Origin of the sequence: Hyphobacterium vulgare, from assembly GCF_042643335.1 — a bacterium.
GTDB lineage: Bacteria > Pseudomonadota > Alphaproteobacteria > Caulobacterales > Maricaulaceae > Hyphobacterium > Hyphobacterium vulgare.
Genome location: NZ_JBHRSV010000001.1, coordinates 620,237 through 633,577 on the forward strand (window position 1 = coordinate 620,237; position 13,341 = coordinate 633,577).

Here is a 13,341-nt window from a genome sequence, read left to right on the forward strand (position 1 = left end):
GCTTCTAACCATTTAGCTTTACGGTGTTTTCCGATAACGCCTGATTTTCGATCTTGAGCGACCACAGATGGCCGACCTGCGACCACTCCGCATCCTGATTGTCGACGACAATCCGCACATGTTGAAGATCGTCCGCACGATCCTCAATGCGTTCGGCGTCACCCTCATCTATGAGGCGTTGAGCGGGCACGAGGCGCTTGAAGTGGCACGCAACGAAGCCATCGACATCATCATCACCGATTATCAGATGGACGGCATGAACGGCGTCGAGCTGATCAAGTCGCTGCGAGACCAGAACAGGGTCGCCAACCCACTCGTACCGATCATCATGCTGTCGGCCTATTCGGAAAAATCGCGCGTCTTCGAGGCGCGTGATGCCGGGACAACCGAGTTCTGCTGCAAGCCGATCACGGCCAAGGACCTGCTGGCGAAGATCGCGATGATCATCGACCGGCCGCGCCCTTTCGTGCGCACAAAGGTTTATTTCGGCCCCGACCGCCGGCGCCACGATCCGTCGAAATATCGCGGCCCGGAACGGCGCTCCGACGACGAGGCCAAGCCGAACGTCGCCTAGGCGCGGAAAGGGTGACAGACACACCCCTGTCACCTTAACTTTGACAGCATGATTCGAGGGGATGACGCGGCCCGCTCCAGGGGGCGGAAATCACCCGTGCCCGGCAAACGCCGGAAGCGCGCGGACAGCCCGCCTGCGGCCGTCGGCAAGAACAGCGTCGTCTGGATTGTCGTCGCCGTCTTTGTCTTCATCGTGATGTTCGCGGCCGTGATCGGCTACAAGCTGTTCCAGGAGCGCAGCGCGATGCTGGCCGAATCCGGCCAGTCCTATGCGCGCGAAGCCGCATTTCTGGCCGAACGCACCGCCTCGCGCCTCGCCGGTATCGACGGCAGTCTCGACTCCGCGGTCATGGCGATCTCCGCCCTTCCAACCGAAACGGTTACCGCGCAGGGCGGCGAATTCGTTTCGGCTCTGGCGCGGTCGCCGGGCGTTCTGGATGCAGCGCTTCTGACCGCCAACACGCAAATCCTGTCGGAAAATGCCGACAGCGCAGCGCTGCGTGTCGCCGCCGACGACGCGCTGGCCAGCGACAGCGGCACCGCCATTGACGCGACGGCACGCTCGATTTCCATGGCACACCCGGTTGCCCTCGCGGATGGCAGTGTCGGTGCGATCGTCTTGCGGCTCGATCCCTTTGCGCTTCTTCCCGACTGGAATGACGGGCGCGTGGCCATTCTCGCCGGTCCGGACGGACGCCCCTTGTCGATCCGGCCGATGCCGCAGGCGGGCGTATTCTCCGAAAGCCTGTTCGACCGCTTCGCGCTCACCTCGGAACAGGCGAGCCGCCTGCGCGAGGGCGGCGGCGCGGTCAATGGCATCCCACTGGGCCAGGGCCAGGCCACGATCGCATCCGCCAGCCTTCCGGGCTCCGACATGCGCGTCGTCCTGATCGGACCGATGCGCATGGATACCAGTGCCTGGATCCGGACCCAGATCCTCTACGCCCTGCTCTTTGTCGCTCCGGTGATCTTTGCCGTGGGTCTCGGCTCCGCTCTGTCCATGCAGATGAGCAATCTGCGTGCGGCACGCGCTGCGCTGGGTGACAGCGAGCGGCGCTTCCGCGTCGCCATCGAAGGTGCGCGCTGCGGCGTGTGGGACTGGAACCGCAAATCCGACCAGGTCTATGTCACGGACTCGATGGCCCGCATTCTCGGGCGCGAGGAAGGCGAGGTCATGTCGAGCGCCGACTTCCTCGCCCTGTTCTCAAGACGCGACCGGGAACGCCTGTCTGCGGCCATTCGCGGATCGGCCCGCGCCGGCGAGATCGATGTCGAGCTTCAGGCGTCCAACCTGCCTATCTGGATTCACCTGCGTGGCCGGCTCTGGAGCACGGACGACGCCGTGACCACCGACCGGATCGTTGGCGTGGCGATCGACGTCACGGAGCGCAAGGGCGCGCAGGCCCGGGTTGCGGCAGCGGAGAACCGGCTCCGCGCGGCTCTGGAATCGATGAGCGAGAGCTTCGTGCTCTGGGACTCCCGCCAGCGTCTCGTCCTCTGGAACCGGAAGTTCCGCGACTTCTTCGACTTTACCGACAGCGGCCTTCGTCCCGGCCTGCCTTATGGCGATGTCGAGACCGAAGCCGCGCGCGCAATTGCGGCGGTCCATGGCGCGGAGATTGGCGGCGAGACCTATGAAATCGAATTGAAGGACGGGCGCTGGCTGCATTATTCGGAACGCACGACCGCCGATGGCGGCCTCGTCTCGGTCGGCGCCGACATCACCGACCTCAAGCGCCAGGAAAACCAGCTGAAGGATTCCGAATCCGCACTGCGCCGCACGGTCGAGGACGTGAAGCGGAACGAGCGCCGGATCGCCGAACTGGCGAAGAAGTACGAAGAGGAAAAGATTCGCGCCGAAGAGGCCAACCGCTCGAAGAGCGAATTCCTCGCCAATATGAGCCACGAATTGCGCACGCCGCTGAATGCCATCAACGGCTTTTCGGAGATCATGCTGCGCGAAATGTTCGGGCCGCTCGGTGACGCCCGCTATGCGGACTATGTCAACGACATCCACACCTCGGGCGAACACCTGCTGGCCCTCATCAACGACATTCTCGACATGTCGAAGATCGAGGCTGGCAAGATGCAGCTTCAGACCGAGCCGGTGCGGCCGCGCGACATCATCGAACAATGCGTGCGCCTGGTCCGCGGCCGGGCCGAGGAAAAGAATATCCGCGTCATCGCCGAATTGATCGATGCTCCGGACATCGAGGCCGATCCGCGAGCCTTGAAGCAGGTCATCCTCAATCTCGCTTCCAATGCGGTGAAATTCACGCCCGAAGGCGGCCGGGTCACGATCCGGACCTTCACGGTCGAGAAGTCCGTGGCCATTCAGGTGTCGGACACCGGCATCGGCATCGCGCAGGAGGACATTCCGCGCCTGGCCCGGCCCTTCGAACAGATCGAGAGCCAGCACTCCAAGAGCCACCAGGGGTCCGGTCTCGGCCTTGCCCTGTCAAAATCCCTCGTCGAGATGCATGGCGGCAGGCTCGCCATCGAATCCACGATCGGCGAAGGCACGTCGGTGACTTTCACGATGCCGCTGGCCGCGGATATCTCGGAATTCGAAACGCACGACGAGACCGATCGCGCAGGACAGGACGAGCGTTTCGTCTTGTCCGATGACGCGGCCTGATCCCAAGGGCGGACGTCAGCCTTCGCGCGGCGGCCCGTCGCGCATCGGGCCGTCCCCTGGGCGGCGATGTGGCGGAAGGCCTCGCCGGCCCTGGTCGCCGCGCATGCCCTGTTCAAGGACGCGCATACGTTCTTCGGGCGGCAGATCGGCGATGATATCGATGATGGCGCGTTCGATCTCGCCTTCCAGCTCTCCGCGCGCCGCGCGCAGATTCTGCATGGCAGACCGCACCGCCTCGGCATCGAACGGCTCACGGCGCAGCGCGGCCTCGACCGCCTGCTGCGCATCACGAACATCGCGCATGTGCGCGATCACCTCGTCCCGTCCGTCGCGCAGCCGGCCGGCTGCGGATTCGCGGTCCTCAGGCGGAAGCGCGCCCAGAAACGCGCGAACACTGAACCCGTCTCCGCGCAAGCCGGCGGGCGGCGTGTGATCGTGACCGCGGTCGAAGCGCGGTCCGCCCGACACGCTGTGGAGCGTCAGTCCCAGCATCGCGCCATTGGCCAGAACCGAAACCAGAAGGGCAATCACCCAAGGTGTTGCGCGGTTCATGCGCCGCCCTCCCAATCGAATTGGACTTCGCTGTCGAGCCCGTCGAAGGCAATCTCGTAATAGGCCTCCTCGTCGGCCGGCGGCACCAAGGTACCGGAGACATATCCACCGCCGAGACCGATCGCGAGCGCCAGCGCTGCGGCGGCAGCGACACGCTTCCAGTCAGCCAGGAATTCCGGCTGCGGCACGGCGCGCAGCAGTCGCGCAGTCAGTATCTCGCTCGGCATGGCCGAAATCGCGGCAGGGGCCAGAAGCCCGTCCAGTTCGGCAGCGGCATCGTGGGCAGCCTGTGCCGACCGTTCGGAACGCAGGAACGCGACGGCATCATCGCGTTCGGCCTCGGGCCAGCGGTCCGGGTCGGCACCATAGGCCTCCAGAATGGCTTTGAAGCGTTCGATATTCATCCTCTCGTCCCCTCGTGGACCGGCAGATCTCCCCCGAATCCGGCCAGTAACGCGTCTTCCTGTCCCGTCAGAACTGCTCGCAGCCTGCGACGGCCGCGCGCAAGGAGGGATTCAAGCGCCTCCACGCTGATGTCCATGGCCTCGGCGGCGTCGATATTGGTCATTTCCTGGAAGTGACACAATTCCAGTGCCAGGCGTTGCCTGTCCGGCAGGCTCGCGACCGCGGAATGGACCTGCCGCGCCGCCTGACCCAGCGACAGGGCAGTCTCGGGCCCGGGCGCACCATCAACCCGTTCGGGCAGCGCATCGGTCAGGATCTCGCGGCGGCGGCGAAGCCGGTCATAGCAGAGATTGATCGCGATACGGCTCATCCAGGTTTCCACCTTCGCCTCTCCGCTGCGCCAGCGTGCGGCCGCTTTCCAGACGCGGATGAACGTCTCCTGTGCGATATCCTCGGCCTCGACCGGATCGGACAGGAGACGCTGGGCAATCGCGAGAAGCCGCGGAAGACGCCGCGCCATCAGCTGGCGGGCAGCATCCCGGTCTCCGCGCCCGACGGCCTCGAGCAGAGGCGCATCGGGGTCGGAGAAAGCGGCGGAGGGGTCAGGCAAAGTGCCTGCCGGCTTCGACATGCTCTGCGAAGTCCTCCGCCGCGATTACCCGAGTCTGGCACGCCGACCCTAGTCGCGCCACCAGAAGACACGTTCCTCGCGCCGTTCGCGTCCCTGTTCCAGGGCGGCGTCCAGCTCGTCGGGTGTCACCGAACCGTCGGAATTGGCGTCGAGACGTTCAAAGCCCGGCGCACCGCGCGACATGAATTCCTCGCGCGTCACCTGGCCATCGCCATTGGCATCCATCCGGGCAGGATCGCCGCCGGGACCGCCGGGGCCGCGCCGGCCCATCCGGCCGCGCGGACGATCGCCCGCGCCGGTGCCGGCCTGCTCGTCGCGCATCGCGGCGAGGCGCTGGTGCATCGGGGAACGGTCGGCAGACGACAGCACGCCGTCGTCGTTGCGATCCATCCAGGTGAACATTTCCGCCTGGAGCTGGTCGACTTCGGCGCGCGTGATCGTGTTGTCGCCATTGGCATCTGCCGCGCGCAGCATCATCAGGCCGTGCATGGCCTGACCGCCACCCGGGCCGCCGTGATGACCGCGCATGCCGCGATGCTGGGCGTCGGCAACAGCCGTCAGGCTCATCGCCAGACCGGCGGCGCCGGCAATCATGAGGAAGGACTTTGTCATGGTGAGGAATCTCCTGTTTCACCCTCGCTGAACCTTTAACGCGGGACACAGGCGGATTCCGTCGCGCCTAATTCAGCGGACCGAGCAGCGCCTCGAACCGGGCGCGCACCGCTTCGGAGAGGACCTCCAGGCGCGCGTTCAACTCCGCAATCGACGCCATGCCGCCGACCCCCGCGAGACGGGCCGCGAACCCCTTGGCGGCCTGTGACGGATCGAAGCCCGATCCGTGCGCGGTCCGCACCAGTTGTAGAAGGTCGAGGTAAAGCCGGGCCGCGCCCGTCAGCAGTTCCGCATCCTCATCCCGGAGCGCAGAGGCACGATGAAGTGCCGCGAGCGACGCAACGGTCGAGGTGGCGCGCTTTCCCTGCCCTTCCGCGAGCCGAAGCAGTTGAAGTGTCTGGGCGATGAATTCGATGTCCACCAGCCCACCCGGCTTTCGCTTCAGGTCCCACAGACCACGGCCCGGCTTCTCCTGTTGCAGGCGCGCCCGCATGGCGACGGCATCTTCCACGGTGATGTCCGGATTTCGCGGCTGCGACAGAGCGGCCGCAATCCCGTCCTCGATCCGCTGCGACAGATCGGGGTCTCCGCACACAATGCGCGCCCGGGTCAGGGCCATCCGCTCCCAAGTCCAGGCTTCGCTGGCATAATAGGACAGGAAGCTTGGCAGCGAGACCGCGACGGGACCCGCCTTTCCCGACGGGCGAAGTTGCAGGTCGACCTCGAACAACTCGCCCTCCTCGGTCGGTGCGGACAGGGCGCTGACGAAGCGTTGGGTGAAGCGCGTGAACCAGGTTTCGGCCCCCTCCCCCTCGGCCTCATAGACCAGCATCAGGTCGAGATCGCTATCCGATGCGAGCTCCCGTCCGCCCAGCTTCCCCAGACCGAGAATCGCAAACCGCCCGGGCATCGGACCGTGCTTCTCCTCCATGCGCTGGTGCGCGGCCTGCGCCATGGCTTCGATGGCGGCTTCGGCCAGCTCGGCAAAGGCCGCCCCCGCCGCGCCTGCGTCGGCGCGCCCCACGAGAATTTGCGCGCCGATCCGGAAGCGTTCCTCGCGCGCCAGCCGCCGCGCCCGGTTCATCGCATCCTCAAGCCCTTCGGAAGCGGCCATCTGGTCGAGGAAGCGCGTGCGCAGATCGTCGGGCGGATCCTGTGAAAGCGGGCGGGAGAAGCGCGCATCGAGCATCACGTCCAGAATGACGGGACGCTGCGCCAACGTCCTCGCGATGCGCGGCGCGAGACCAAGTATCGCCACGAGTTCGCGCGCCAGTTCCGGCTCGCTTCGCAGCAGCGACAGAGGCTGCACGCCCATCGGCAGATTTTCGTAGAACGCCGCGAAACGCGCGAACGCCGCATCCGGCTCGCCGGTCTCGGCCATGGCATCGAGCAGTCGCGGTGTCAGCGTGGTCAAGAGCTCGCGTGCGCGCTGGGTACGCGTTGCCCGCGTCCGGCCGCCGAGCCAGCTGTTGATCTTGGTCCAGACCGCCTTCGGTTCGGAAAAACCGAGCCGCGTCAGGGTCTCCAGCGTGTCGGGCGTCGGTTCCACGCCGGAGAAAACCAGGCTTCCAGAATTCGAGGCCAGCGTCTCGTCGAGCGCAAATTGCTCGGAGAAGGCGGCATGCACGCCGGTCAGGCGCGATCGCACGGCGTCATCGAACGCAGACAGGTCCGAAAATCCGCACAGCACTCCCACCCGGCGCCGCAAGTCGTCGGCCTCGGGCAGGATTTGCGTCGCCTCGTCCTCCAGCATCTGGATGCGGTGCTCGGCCGACCGGAAGAAACCGTAGGCTTCGATGAGTGTGGCCGCCCGGTCGGAAGGAACCTTGCCCAGCGCCGACAGGCGTTCGAGCGCCAGGATCGGGCTGCGGATACGCAGCGACGCTTCGCGTCCGCCGAAGACCAGTTGCGGCACCTGGGCAAAGAACTCGATCTCGCGGATGCCGCCGCGTCCGAGTTTGAGATTGTGACCGGCGGCGCGGACCTGGGCACGGGCGCCGACAGACTGGATCTGCCGGGCCAGAGCACGGATGTCGTCGACCGCGGCATAGTCGAGTGACCGCCGCCAGATGAAGGGCGACATCGCCTTGAGGAAGGCGCTGCCCGCGCCCGGGTCACCGGCGCACACCCGCGCCTTGATGTAAGCGGCACGCTCCCAGTTCTGACCGATGGATTCATAGTATCGCAGCGCCGCGTCGCACGACATCGCGGTCGGAGTCGCAGACGGATCCGGGCGTAGCCGCAGATCGGTCCGGAAGACATAGCCCTCCGGGGATTGTTCCTGCAGCAGGCGAACGAGGTTCTGGACGAGCCGGGGCAAGTCCCGCTCTGCGTCCCGTCCCTCCGCCAGCCTCACCTGGTCCGGCTCGTAATAGATCGCCAGATCGATATCGCTGGAATAGTTGAGTTCTTCCGCGCCCATCTTGCCGAGCGCCAGAACGAACAACCCGGGCAGCGGGTTGCCGGGGTCACCGGGTGGCAGGAAGCGCCCCTTGCCCGCGCCATCGCGCACCAGCCCGAAAAGCCCTGCCGCGACGCACGCATCTGCAAAGCGCGACAGGCGCGAGGTTGCGTCATCGAGCGTCCACACGCCGGCGAGATCGCTGAGCGCGGTCAGCAGATGCATGTCGGCCTTTGCCCGGCGCAGGTCGCGCCCCAGCGCTTCGGCATCGGGCGACTCGGCCCCGGTGGCGCGCACCGCGGCGAGAATTCCCTCGAAGACCGCGTCCGGCGATTGCGCGAGGATTTGCGCGAACGTGTCGGCACGCCGGGTGGCGATGCGGCCCAGATAGGGGGCCGCGGAAAATGCCGTCGTCAGGAAGACGCGGTCGGAATCGCTCAGCCCGGCGCCGGATTCCGTCAGCCGCTGCAATACCTCGACTCCGCGCGGATCGCGGAATTCGGGAAGGTCGTGGGTGCGCCTTTCGAGAAGCGGGCCGGATTTCGCCATGCGCCGAAACTGGCGTGCTGCGAGGGGGTTGAAAAGCCCCGCTGCCTAATTCGGCGCCGGGAAAACCAGTGCCGCCCGCAGGCCGGGGCCGTGCGGCCCCGTTCCCGGACCGTCGTCGAGCTCAAGCCGGGCCCCGTGATATTCGGCGATGGCCTTGACCAGGCTGAGACCGAGACCCGATCCGGGCTTCGACCGGGAATTGTCCAGACGCACGAAGCGCTGGATCACGCGGATCCGGTCCGCACCCGGAATGCCGGGTCCGGTATCGGTGACCGAGAACTCGACCTCGCCATTGGCCCGGCACCGCAGGCGCAAGGCAATCGCCCCGCCCGCCGGCGTGTATTTCACCGCATTGTCCAGCAGGTTCGCGATCGCCTGGGAAACCAGGTCGCGTTCGCCCTCGATGTGGCAGCCTTCGGCAATCTCGGACGAGAAGCTGATCCCGGCATCTTCGCAGACCGGGTCGTAGAGCTCGGCCAGATCCTCGGCGATCGCCTGCGGATCGATCGCTTCAAGCTTCTGCCGGCGATCCCCGGACTCGAGCCGGGAAATCGACAGGATGGCGTTGAACACGCGCAGCAATTCGTCTGCATCCGAGATCGCCTGGGCGACCGTGGCCTCCCGGTCCGTGCCTTCGTCGCGCAACGCCTCGTCGAGCCGGTTGCGCATGCGGGTCAGCGGCGAGCGCAGATCGTGGGCGATCGAATCACCGACATTCTTCATGCGGTGCATCAACTCCTCGATACGGTCGAGCATGGCGTTGAAATTCGCCGACAGCTCGTCGAGTTCGTCGCCGGTCATGGTCCGCGGTGTCCGCTGTCTCAGATCACCGGCGCGGACATGCCGAGCCACGCTGTTGATCGCATCGAGTCGCCGCGCGAACCGGCGGCTGATGAAAATCCCCGAGGCAATACCAAGGGCGAGCGCGAGCGCGGACGCGGCCAGCACCGCCCGCAACAGACCGCCGACCAGACGGTCCTCGTCCTCGACATCCAGTCCGACGAAGACCGCATATCCGCCCGGCAGAGGGGCGAGACGGCCGCGCGCGAGACGCTCGTCCTTTTCGCTTTCTTCCTCGCCCGCGGGGGGTCTGCGATAGGAGAATTCCAGGCGCCCCTCTTCGTCGGCCTCCTGCTCGGGCAGACCCGACAGATTGCCGGAAACCCGGCGACCGGTGGGATGGACGAGGAGGTAGAGGAAGTCGCTGCCACCGACGCTGCGCTGCAGGATATAACGGTTCACCGCGTCGATTCCGCCATTGCGGACGCGGTTCTCGATCACCGCGATTTCCTCTTCGACCGTCGCGTCCGTCCGGCGGAGCGAAGCCCCGACCGATGCGAAATAGACAAAGGTCAGAATGACGAGGCTCGACAGCGCCAGCAGCGCTGCCGAGAGCAACGTCACCCGGAAAGCGGTGGTGTTGAGAAAGGCCGGAAGCCGGCGGGCCATGACGCTAGGCCTGCAGGCGGTAGCCGGCGCCTCTCACCGTGTGCAGGATCGGCTGGTCGAAGGGCTTGTCGATCTTCGAACGCAGGCGCGAGATGTGCACGTCGATGACATTGGTCTGAGGGTCGAAATGATAGTCCCAGACCTTTTCCAGCAACATGGTCCGCGTCACGACCTGCCCGGCATGCTTCATCAGGAATTCGAGCAGGCGGAACTCACGTGGCTGCAGGATGATTTCCTCGCCGCCGCGCACGACGGTGCGGGCGAGCAGATCCATTTCCATGTCACCCACGACCAGCTTGGTCTTGACCGTCTCGGGATCGCGGCGCCGGGCGAGAGCTTCGACCCGGGCCAGGAGTTCGGCGAAGGCGTAGGGCTTGACCAGATAGTCATCGCCGCCAGCCTTCAGCCCCTCGACCCGGTGATCGACCTCGCCGAGCGCCGACAGGATCAGGGCCGGCGTGCGGTCATTTTCGGTCCGCAGCGTCTCGATGACCGTCAGACCGTCGAGCTTCGGCAGCATCCGGTCGACGACGAGAATGTCGTATTCCGAAGCCCGTGCCATCTCGAGGGCTTCTTCGCCATCGGCCGCGTGGTCGACGACGTGCCCGGATTCCCGGAGACCCTTGCGGATATAACCCGCTGCCTCGCGATCGTCCTCGATGATCAGAATTCGCATTCCCGTCCCCGTCCTTGTCTGGAGTTGCGGATCAGAAGCCGTCGAGCTGCAGCGCAATGTAGCGCTGCGTGCTGCCATTCTGCACCAGCAGCAGGATGGCCGGGCGGCCCTCCCCGCGCGCGTCGTCGACGGCTTCGGTCAGATCGGAAACCGACTGGATGGTCGCGCCGCCGGCTTCCACGACGATATCGCCCGGACGCAGGCCCTTTTCGGCCGCTTCGCTGCGCGGCTCCACATTCTCCACCAGGAGACCGGTCACATCGTTCTCACCGACGGTGGGCGCGAGCGTCATGCCGAAATAGGTCTCCGGCTGTGCCGGCTCGCCGACACTCGGTGTCTGGTTGAGCGCCTGTTCGGAAGGACGATCGCCCAGCCGGACGCGGATCGTCTGCTCACGCCCTTCGCGCAGAACGGTGAAGCGGACTTCCTCATTGGCGCGGGCCGCGCCGACGCGGCGCGTCAGGCCGTTGGCGTTCTCGACGTCCTCGCCATTCATCGCAAGGATCACGTCCCCGCGGCGCAGGCCAGCTGCCGCCGCCGGACCGCCGGAGACCAGCGACGAGACGATCGCCCCCGATTGCGAATCGAGGCCGACACTGCCGGCAATGTCTTCGGTGACGTCCTGGATCTGCACGCCAAGCCAGCCGCGCGACACGCGGCCGTTTTCGATCAGCTGGTCGACAATCTCCGACGCGACGTCGGACGGAATGGCAAAACCGATTCCGATATTGCCGCCGGTCGGCGACAGGATCTGCGAATTCACGCCGATCACATTGCCTTCCATGTCGAAGGTCGGTCCGCCGGAATTGCCGCGATTGATCGGTGCATCGATCTGGATGAATTCATTGTAGGTCGCGAGACGGCTCTCACGTCCCAGCGCCGAGATGATCCCGAAGGTCGCCGTACCGCCCAGGCCGAACGGGTTCCCGACCGCCACCACCCAGTCACCGACTCTCAGCGAGGGATCGGTATTGAGGCGGACGAAGGGAAAGCTGCGGTCGTCCGGATTCTCGACTTCAAGAAGCGCGATATCGGTCAGCGGGTCGGTGCCGACCACGCGCGCGGCGAACTCCTCGCCATCCGACAGAACGACCGTGATTTCGGTGGCGTCGTCGATAACGTGGTTGTTGGTGACCACATAGCCGTCTTCGGAAATGAAGAAGCCGGATCCGAGCGACAGGCCTTCACGCATCTGCGGCTGCGGCTGGCCACCGAATTCGCGTTCCAGCCATTCACGGAATTGCGGCGGGAGCTGTTCGAAATTCGGAGCGCCCTGCATGCCCTGCACCGGCGCGGAAACACGCACATTGATCGAGACCACCGCCGGACTGACCCGTTCGATCAGATCGGCAAGCGAGGCGCCCTGGGGAACGGCAACGCTCTGGGTCTGGACCTCCTGGGCCATGGCGGCCGGCACGCTGCCGGTCACCACTGCCCCGCCCGCGAAGGCGGACAGCGCGACCAGAGAAACTCCGAAAAGCTGGCGGATACGAGGTGTCGAAATCATGTGTCGATCATTCCCTGCAACTGAACTGAACCGAGCTGTCGCATGATCCATGCCGCCCGCCACGTAACGCGAGCGTGGCCCGAGTCTTACGAAAACATTACATGAGAACGCCGCGCTTGAGGATCAAGACTCGCGGCGGGTTCGGATCACGACGGGTTCGTGCAGCGTGCGATGAACCGGGCAGCGGTCGGCGATCTCCATCAACCGGTCGATCTGGTCGGCACCGAGCGCACCTTCAAGGCGGATGCTGCGTTCGAAGATGTCGACCTTGCGGTGCTCATCGCCGCAATGCTCGCAATCCTCGGCGTGATCCTTGTTGTGCTTGACCGTGACCGTGACCCGGTCGAGCGGCCATGCCTTGCGATCGGCATACATGCGGATCGTCATCGAGGTGCAGGCCCCGAGCGAGGCGCTGAGCAGGCCATAGGGTGTGGGTCCCGACCCCATCCCGCCATAGGTTTCGGGCTCGTCGGTCAGCGACGTCGCATCCGCATCGACCACCCAGTTCTGGAACTTGCCCTGCCCGGTTTCCTGCACCACCACGCCCTGCGGCACGGCGGCGGGCGGATCGGGCAAACGGTCTTCGGCGGCATAGCGGTTCGCCCAGGCCGCGATCACGTCCGCCACGAACCGCGCGTCATCCCTGCCGCTCAGCAAATGGTTGGCGTGATCGAGACTGAGAAAACTTTTCGGATGCCGCGCCGCCACGAATAGCCGCGTCGCATTCTCGATGCCGACCGTCTCGTCAACCGGCGAATGCGCGATGAGAATCGGGAGCTTCAGCGCGCTGGCCGCGTCCTCCAGCGACCGGCCCTCGATATCGTCGAGGAATTGCTTCTTGATGCGAAACGGCCGGCCGGCGAGATGAACCACGGCCTCGCCCCGCGCCTCGATCTCGGGCACCCGTTCGGTGAACTGCTTTCGGACATGGTCGGCATCGGCCGGAGCGCCGATCGTGACGACCGCGCGGGTGGAGGCGATCCTCCGGGCGGCTGCAATCACCGCCGCGCCGCCCAGCGAGTGACCGATCAGCAGGGACGGGGCTTCATGGGCCTCACCGAGAAATTCGGCAGCCCGAACCAGGTCCTCGATATTCGAGGAAAAATTGGTGTTGGCGAATTCGCCATCCGAATGGCCGAGCCCGGTGAAATCGAAACGCAGCACCGCAATGCCCTGACGGGCAAGGCGCTGCGAAATCCGCGAGGCGGCCAGGATGTCCTTCGAACACGAAAAGCAGTGCGCGAACAGCGCATAGGCGCGCGGTACGCCGGACGGGCGTTCGAGCCGGGCGGCCAGCGTGTCGCCGAAGGCGCCTTCAAACTCGACTTTTTCCGATCGCGCCACGCCA

At 65.7% G+C, this 13,341-nt stretch carries 11 protein-coding genes; 2 read left to right on the forward strand and 9 right to left on the reverse strand.

The features are described 5' to 3' along the window. The first annotated feature begins 67 nt into the window (after positions 1-67). Together ACFOOR_RS03380 and ACFOOR_RS03385 are read left to right on the forward strand one after the other, a co-directional pair. Entirely contained in the window at positions 68-574 is a 507-nt protein-coding gene (locus ACFOOR_RS03380) for a response regulator (protein WP_343164019.1), read from the forward strand. 96 nt (positions 575-670) lie between these two features. After that, positions 671-3,211: a PAS domain-containing sensor histidine kinase gene (locus ACFOOR_RS03385; RefSeq protein ID WP_343164020.1), complete on the forward strand. Its 2,541-nt coding sequence runs from the start codon at positions 671-673 to the stop codon at positions 3,209-3,211. 15 nt (positions 3,212-3,226) lie between these two features. Here ACFOOR_RS03385 and ACFOOR_RS03390 read toward each other — a convergent pair whose 3' ends face one another. From ACFOOR_RS03390 to ACFOOR_RS03430, 9 genes are all read right to left on the reverse strand, one after another. Further along, a complete protein-coding gene (locus ACFOOR_RS03390) occupies positions 3,227-3,763 on the reverse strand; it encodes a periplasmic heavy metal sensor (RefSeq protein ID WP_343164021.1) in 537 nt (178 codons plus the stop codon). Then, positions 3,760-4,167 carry a hypothetical protein gene (locus ACFOOR_RS03395; RefSeq protein ID WP_343164022.1) on the reverse strand — a complete coding sequence of 136 codons (408 nt, stop codon included), beginning with the start codon at positions 4,165-4,167 and terminating at the stop codon, positions 3,760-3,762. Before ACFOOR_RS03395 ends, ACFOOR_RS03390 begins: the two co-directional genes overlap by 4 nt. Continuing rightward, positions 4,164-4,799, reverse strand: a complete 636-nt coding sequence (locus tag ACFOOR_RS03400) for an RNA polymerase sigma factor (RefSeq protein ID WP_343164023.1) — start codon at positions 4,797-4,799, stop codon at positions 4,164-4,166. Before ACFOOR_RS03400 ends, ACFOOR_RS03395 begins: the two co-directional genes overlap by 4 nt. 48 nt (positions 4,800-4,847) lie before the next feature. Continuing rightward, positions 4,848-5,411, reverse strand: coding sequence for a hypothetical protein (locus ACFOOR_RS03405; RefSeq protein WP_343164024.1), 564 nt, complete (start codon positions 5,409-5,411; stop codon positions 4,848-4,850). A 67-nt stretch (positions 5,412-5,478) separates the two neighbouring features. Further along, the gene (locus ACFOOR_RS03410; RefSeq protein WP_343164025.1) at positions 5,479-8,361 is read right to left on the reverse strand and encodes a bifunctional [glutamine synthetase] adenylyltransferase/[glutamine synthetase]-adenylyl-L-tyrosine phosphorylase; all 2,883 of its coding nucleotides are present in this window, start codon (positions 8,359-8,361) and stop codon (positions 5,479-5,481) included. A gap of 45 nt (positions 8,362-8,406) precedes the next feature. Beyond that, positions 8,407-9,810 (reverse strand): sensor histidine kinase, encoded by a 1,404-nt coding sequence (locus ACFOOR_RS03415; protein ID WP_343164026.1) that lies wholly within the window; start codon positions 9,808-9,810, stop codon positions 8,407-8,409. A 4-nt stretch (positions 9,811-9,814) separates the two neighbouring features. Further along, the gene (locus ACFOOR_RS03420; protein ID WP_343164027.1) at positions 9,815-10,486 is read right to left on the reverse strand and encodes a response regulator transcription factor; all 672 of its coding nucleotides are present in this window, start codon (positions 10,484-10,486) and stop codon (positions 9,815-9,817) included. A gap of 31 nt (positions 10,487-10,517) precedes the next feature. Further along, on the reverse strand, positions 10,518-11,993 hold the full coding sequence (locus ACFOOR_RS03425; protein WP_343164028.1) for a Do family serine endopeptidase: 1,476 nt from the start codon (positions 11,991-11,993) through the stop codon (positions 10,518-10,520). A gap of 123 nt (positions 11,994-12,116) precedes the next feature. Continuing rightward, positions 12,117-13,337, reverse strand: coding sequence for a bifunctional alpha/beta hydrolase/OsmC family protein (locus tag ACFOOR_RS03430; protein ID WP_343164029.1), 1,221 nt, complete (start codon positions 13,335-13,337; stop codon positions 12,117-12,119). Positions 13,338-13,341 lie beyond the last annotated feature (4 nt).

What these genes read in the sequence shown, in the direction of transcription:
- ACFOOR_RS03410 (WP_343164025.1), bottom strand. Translation starts at nt 8,361, where the DNA reads ATGGCGAAATCCGGCCCGCTTCTCGAAAGGCGCACCCACGACCTTCCC.
- ACFOOR_RS03425 (WP_343164028.1), bottom strand. Translation starts at nt 11,993, where the DNA reads ATGATTTCGACACCTCGTATCCGCCAGCTTTTCGGAGTTTCTCTGGTC.
- ACFOOR_RS03390 (WP_343164021.1), bottom strand. Translation starts at nt 3,763, where the DNA reads ATGAACCGCGCAACACCTTGGGTGATTGCCCTTCTGGTTTCGGTTCTG.
- ACFOOR_RS03420 (WP_343164027.1), bottom strand. Translation starts at nt 10,486, where the DNA reads ATGCGAATTCTGATCATCGAGGACGATCGCGAGGCAGCGGGTTATATC.
- ACFOOR_RS03380 (WP_343164019.1), top strand. Translation starts at nt 68, where the DNA reads ATGGCCGACCTGCGACCACTCCGCATCCTGATTGTCGACGACAATCCG.
- ACFOOR_RS03395 (WP_343164022.1), bottom strand. Translation starts at nt 4,167, where the DNA reads ATGAATATCGAACGCTTCAAAGCCATTCTGGAGGCCTATGGTGCCGAC.
- ACFOOR_RS03415 (WP_343164026.1), bottom strand. Translation starts at nt 9,810, where the DNA reads ATGGCCCGCCGGCTTCCGGCCTTTCTCAACACCACCGCTTTCCGGGTG.
- ACFOOR_RS03405 (WP_343164024.1), bottom strand. Translation starts at nt 5,411, where the DNA reads ATGACAAAGTCCTTCCTCATGATTGCCGGCGCCGCCGGTCTGGCGATG.
- ACFOOR_RS03400 (WP_343164023.1), bottom strand. Translation starts at nt 4,799, where the DNA reads ATGTCGAAGCCGGCAGGCACTTTGCCTGACCCCTCCGCCGCTTTCTCC.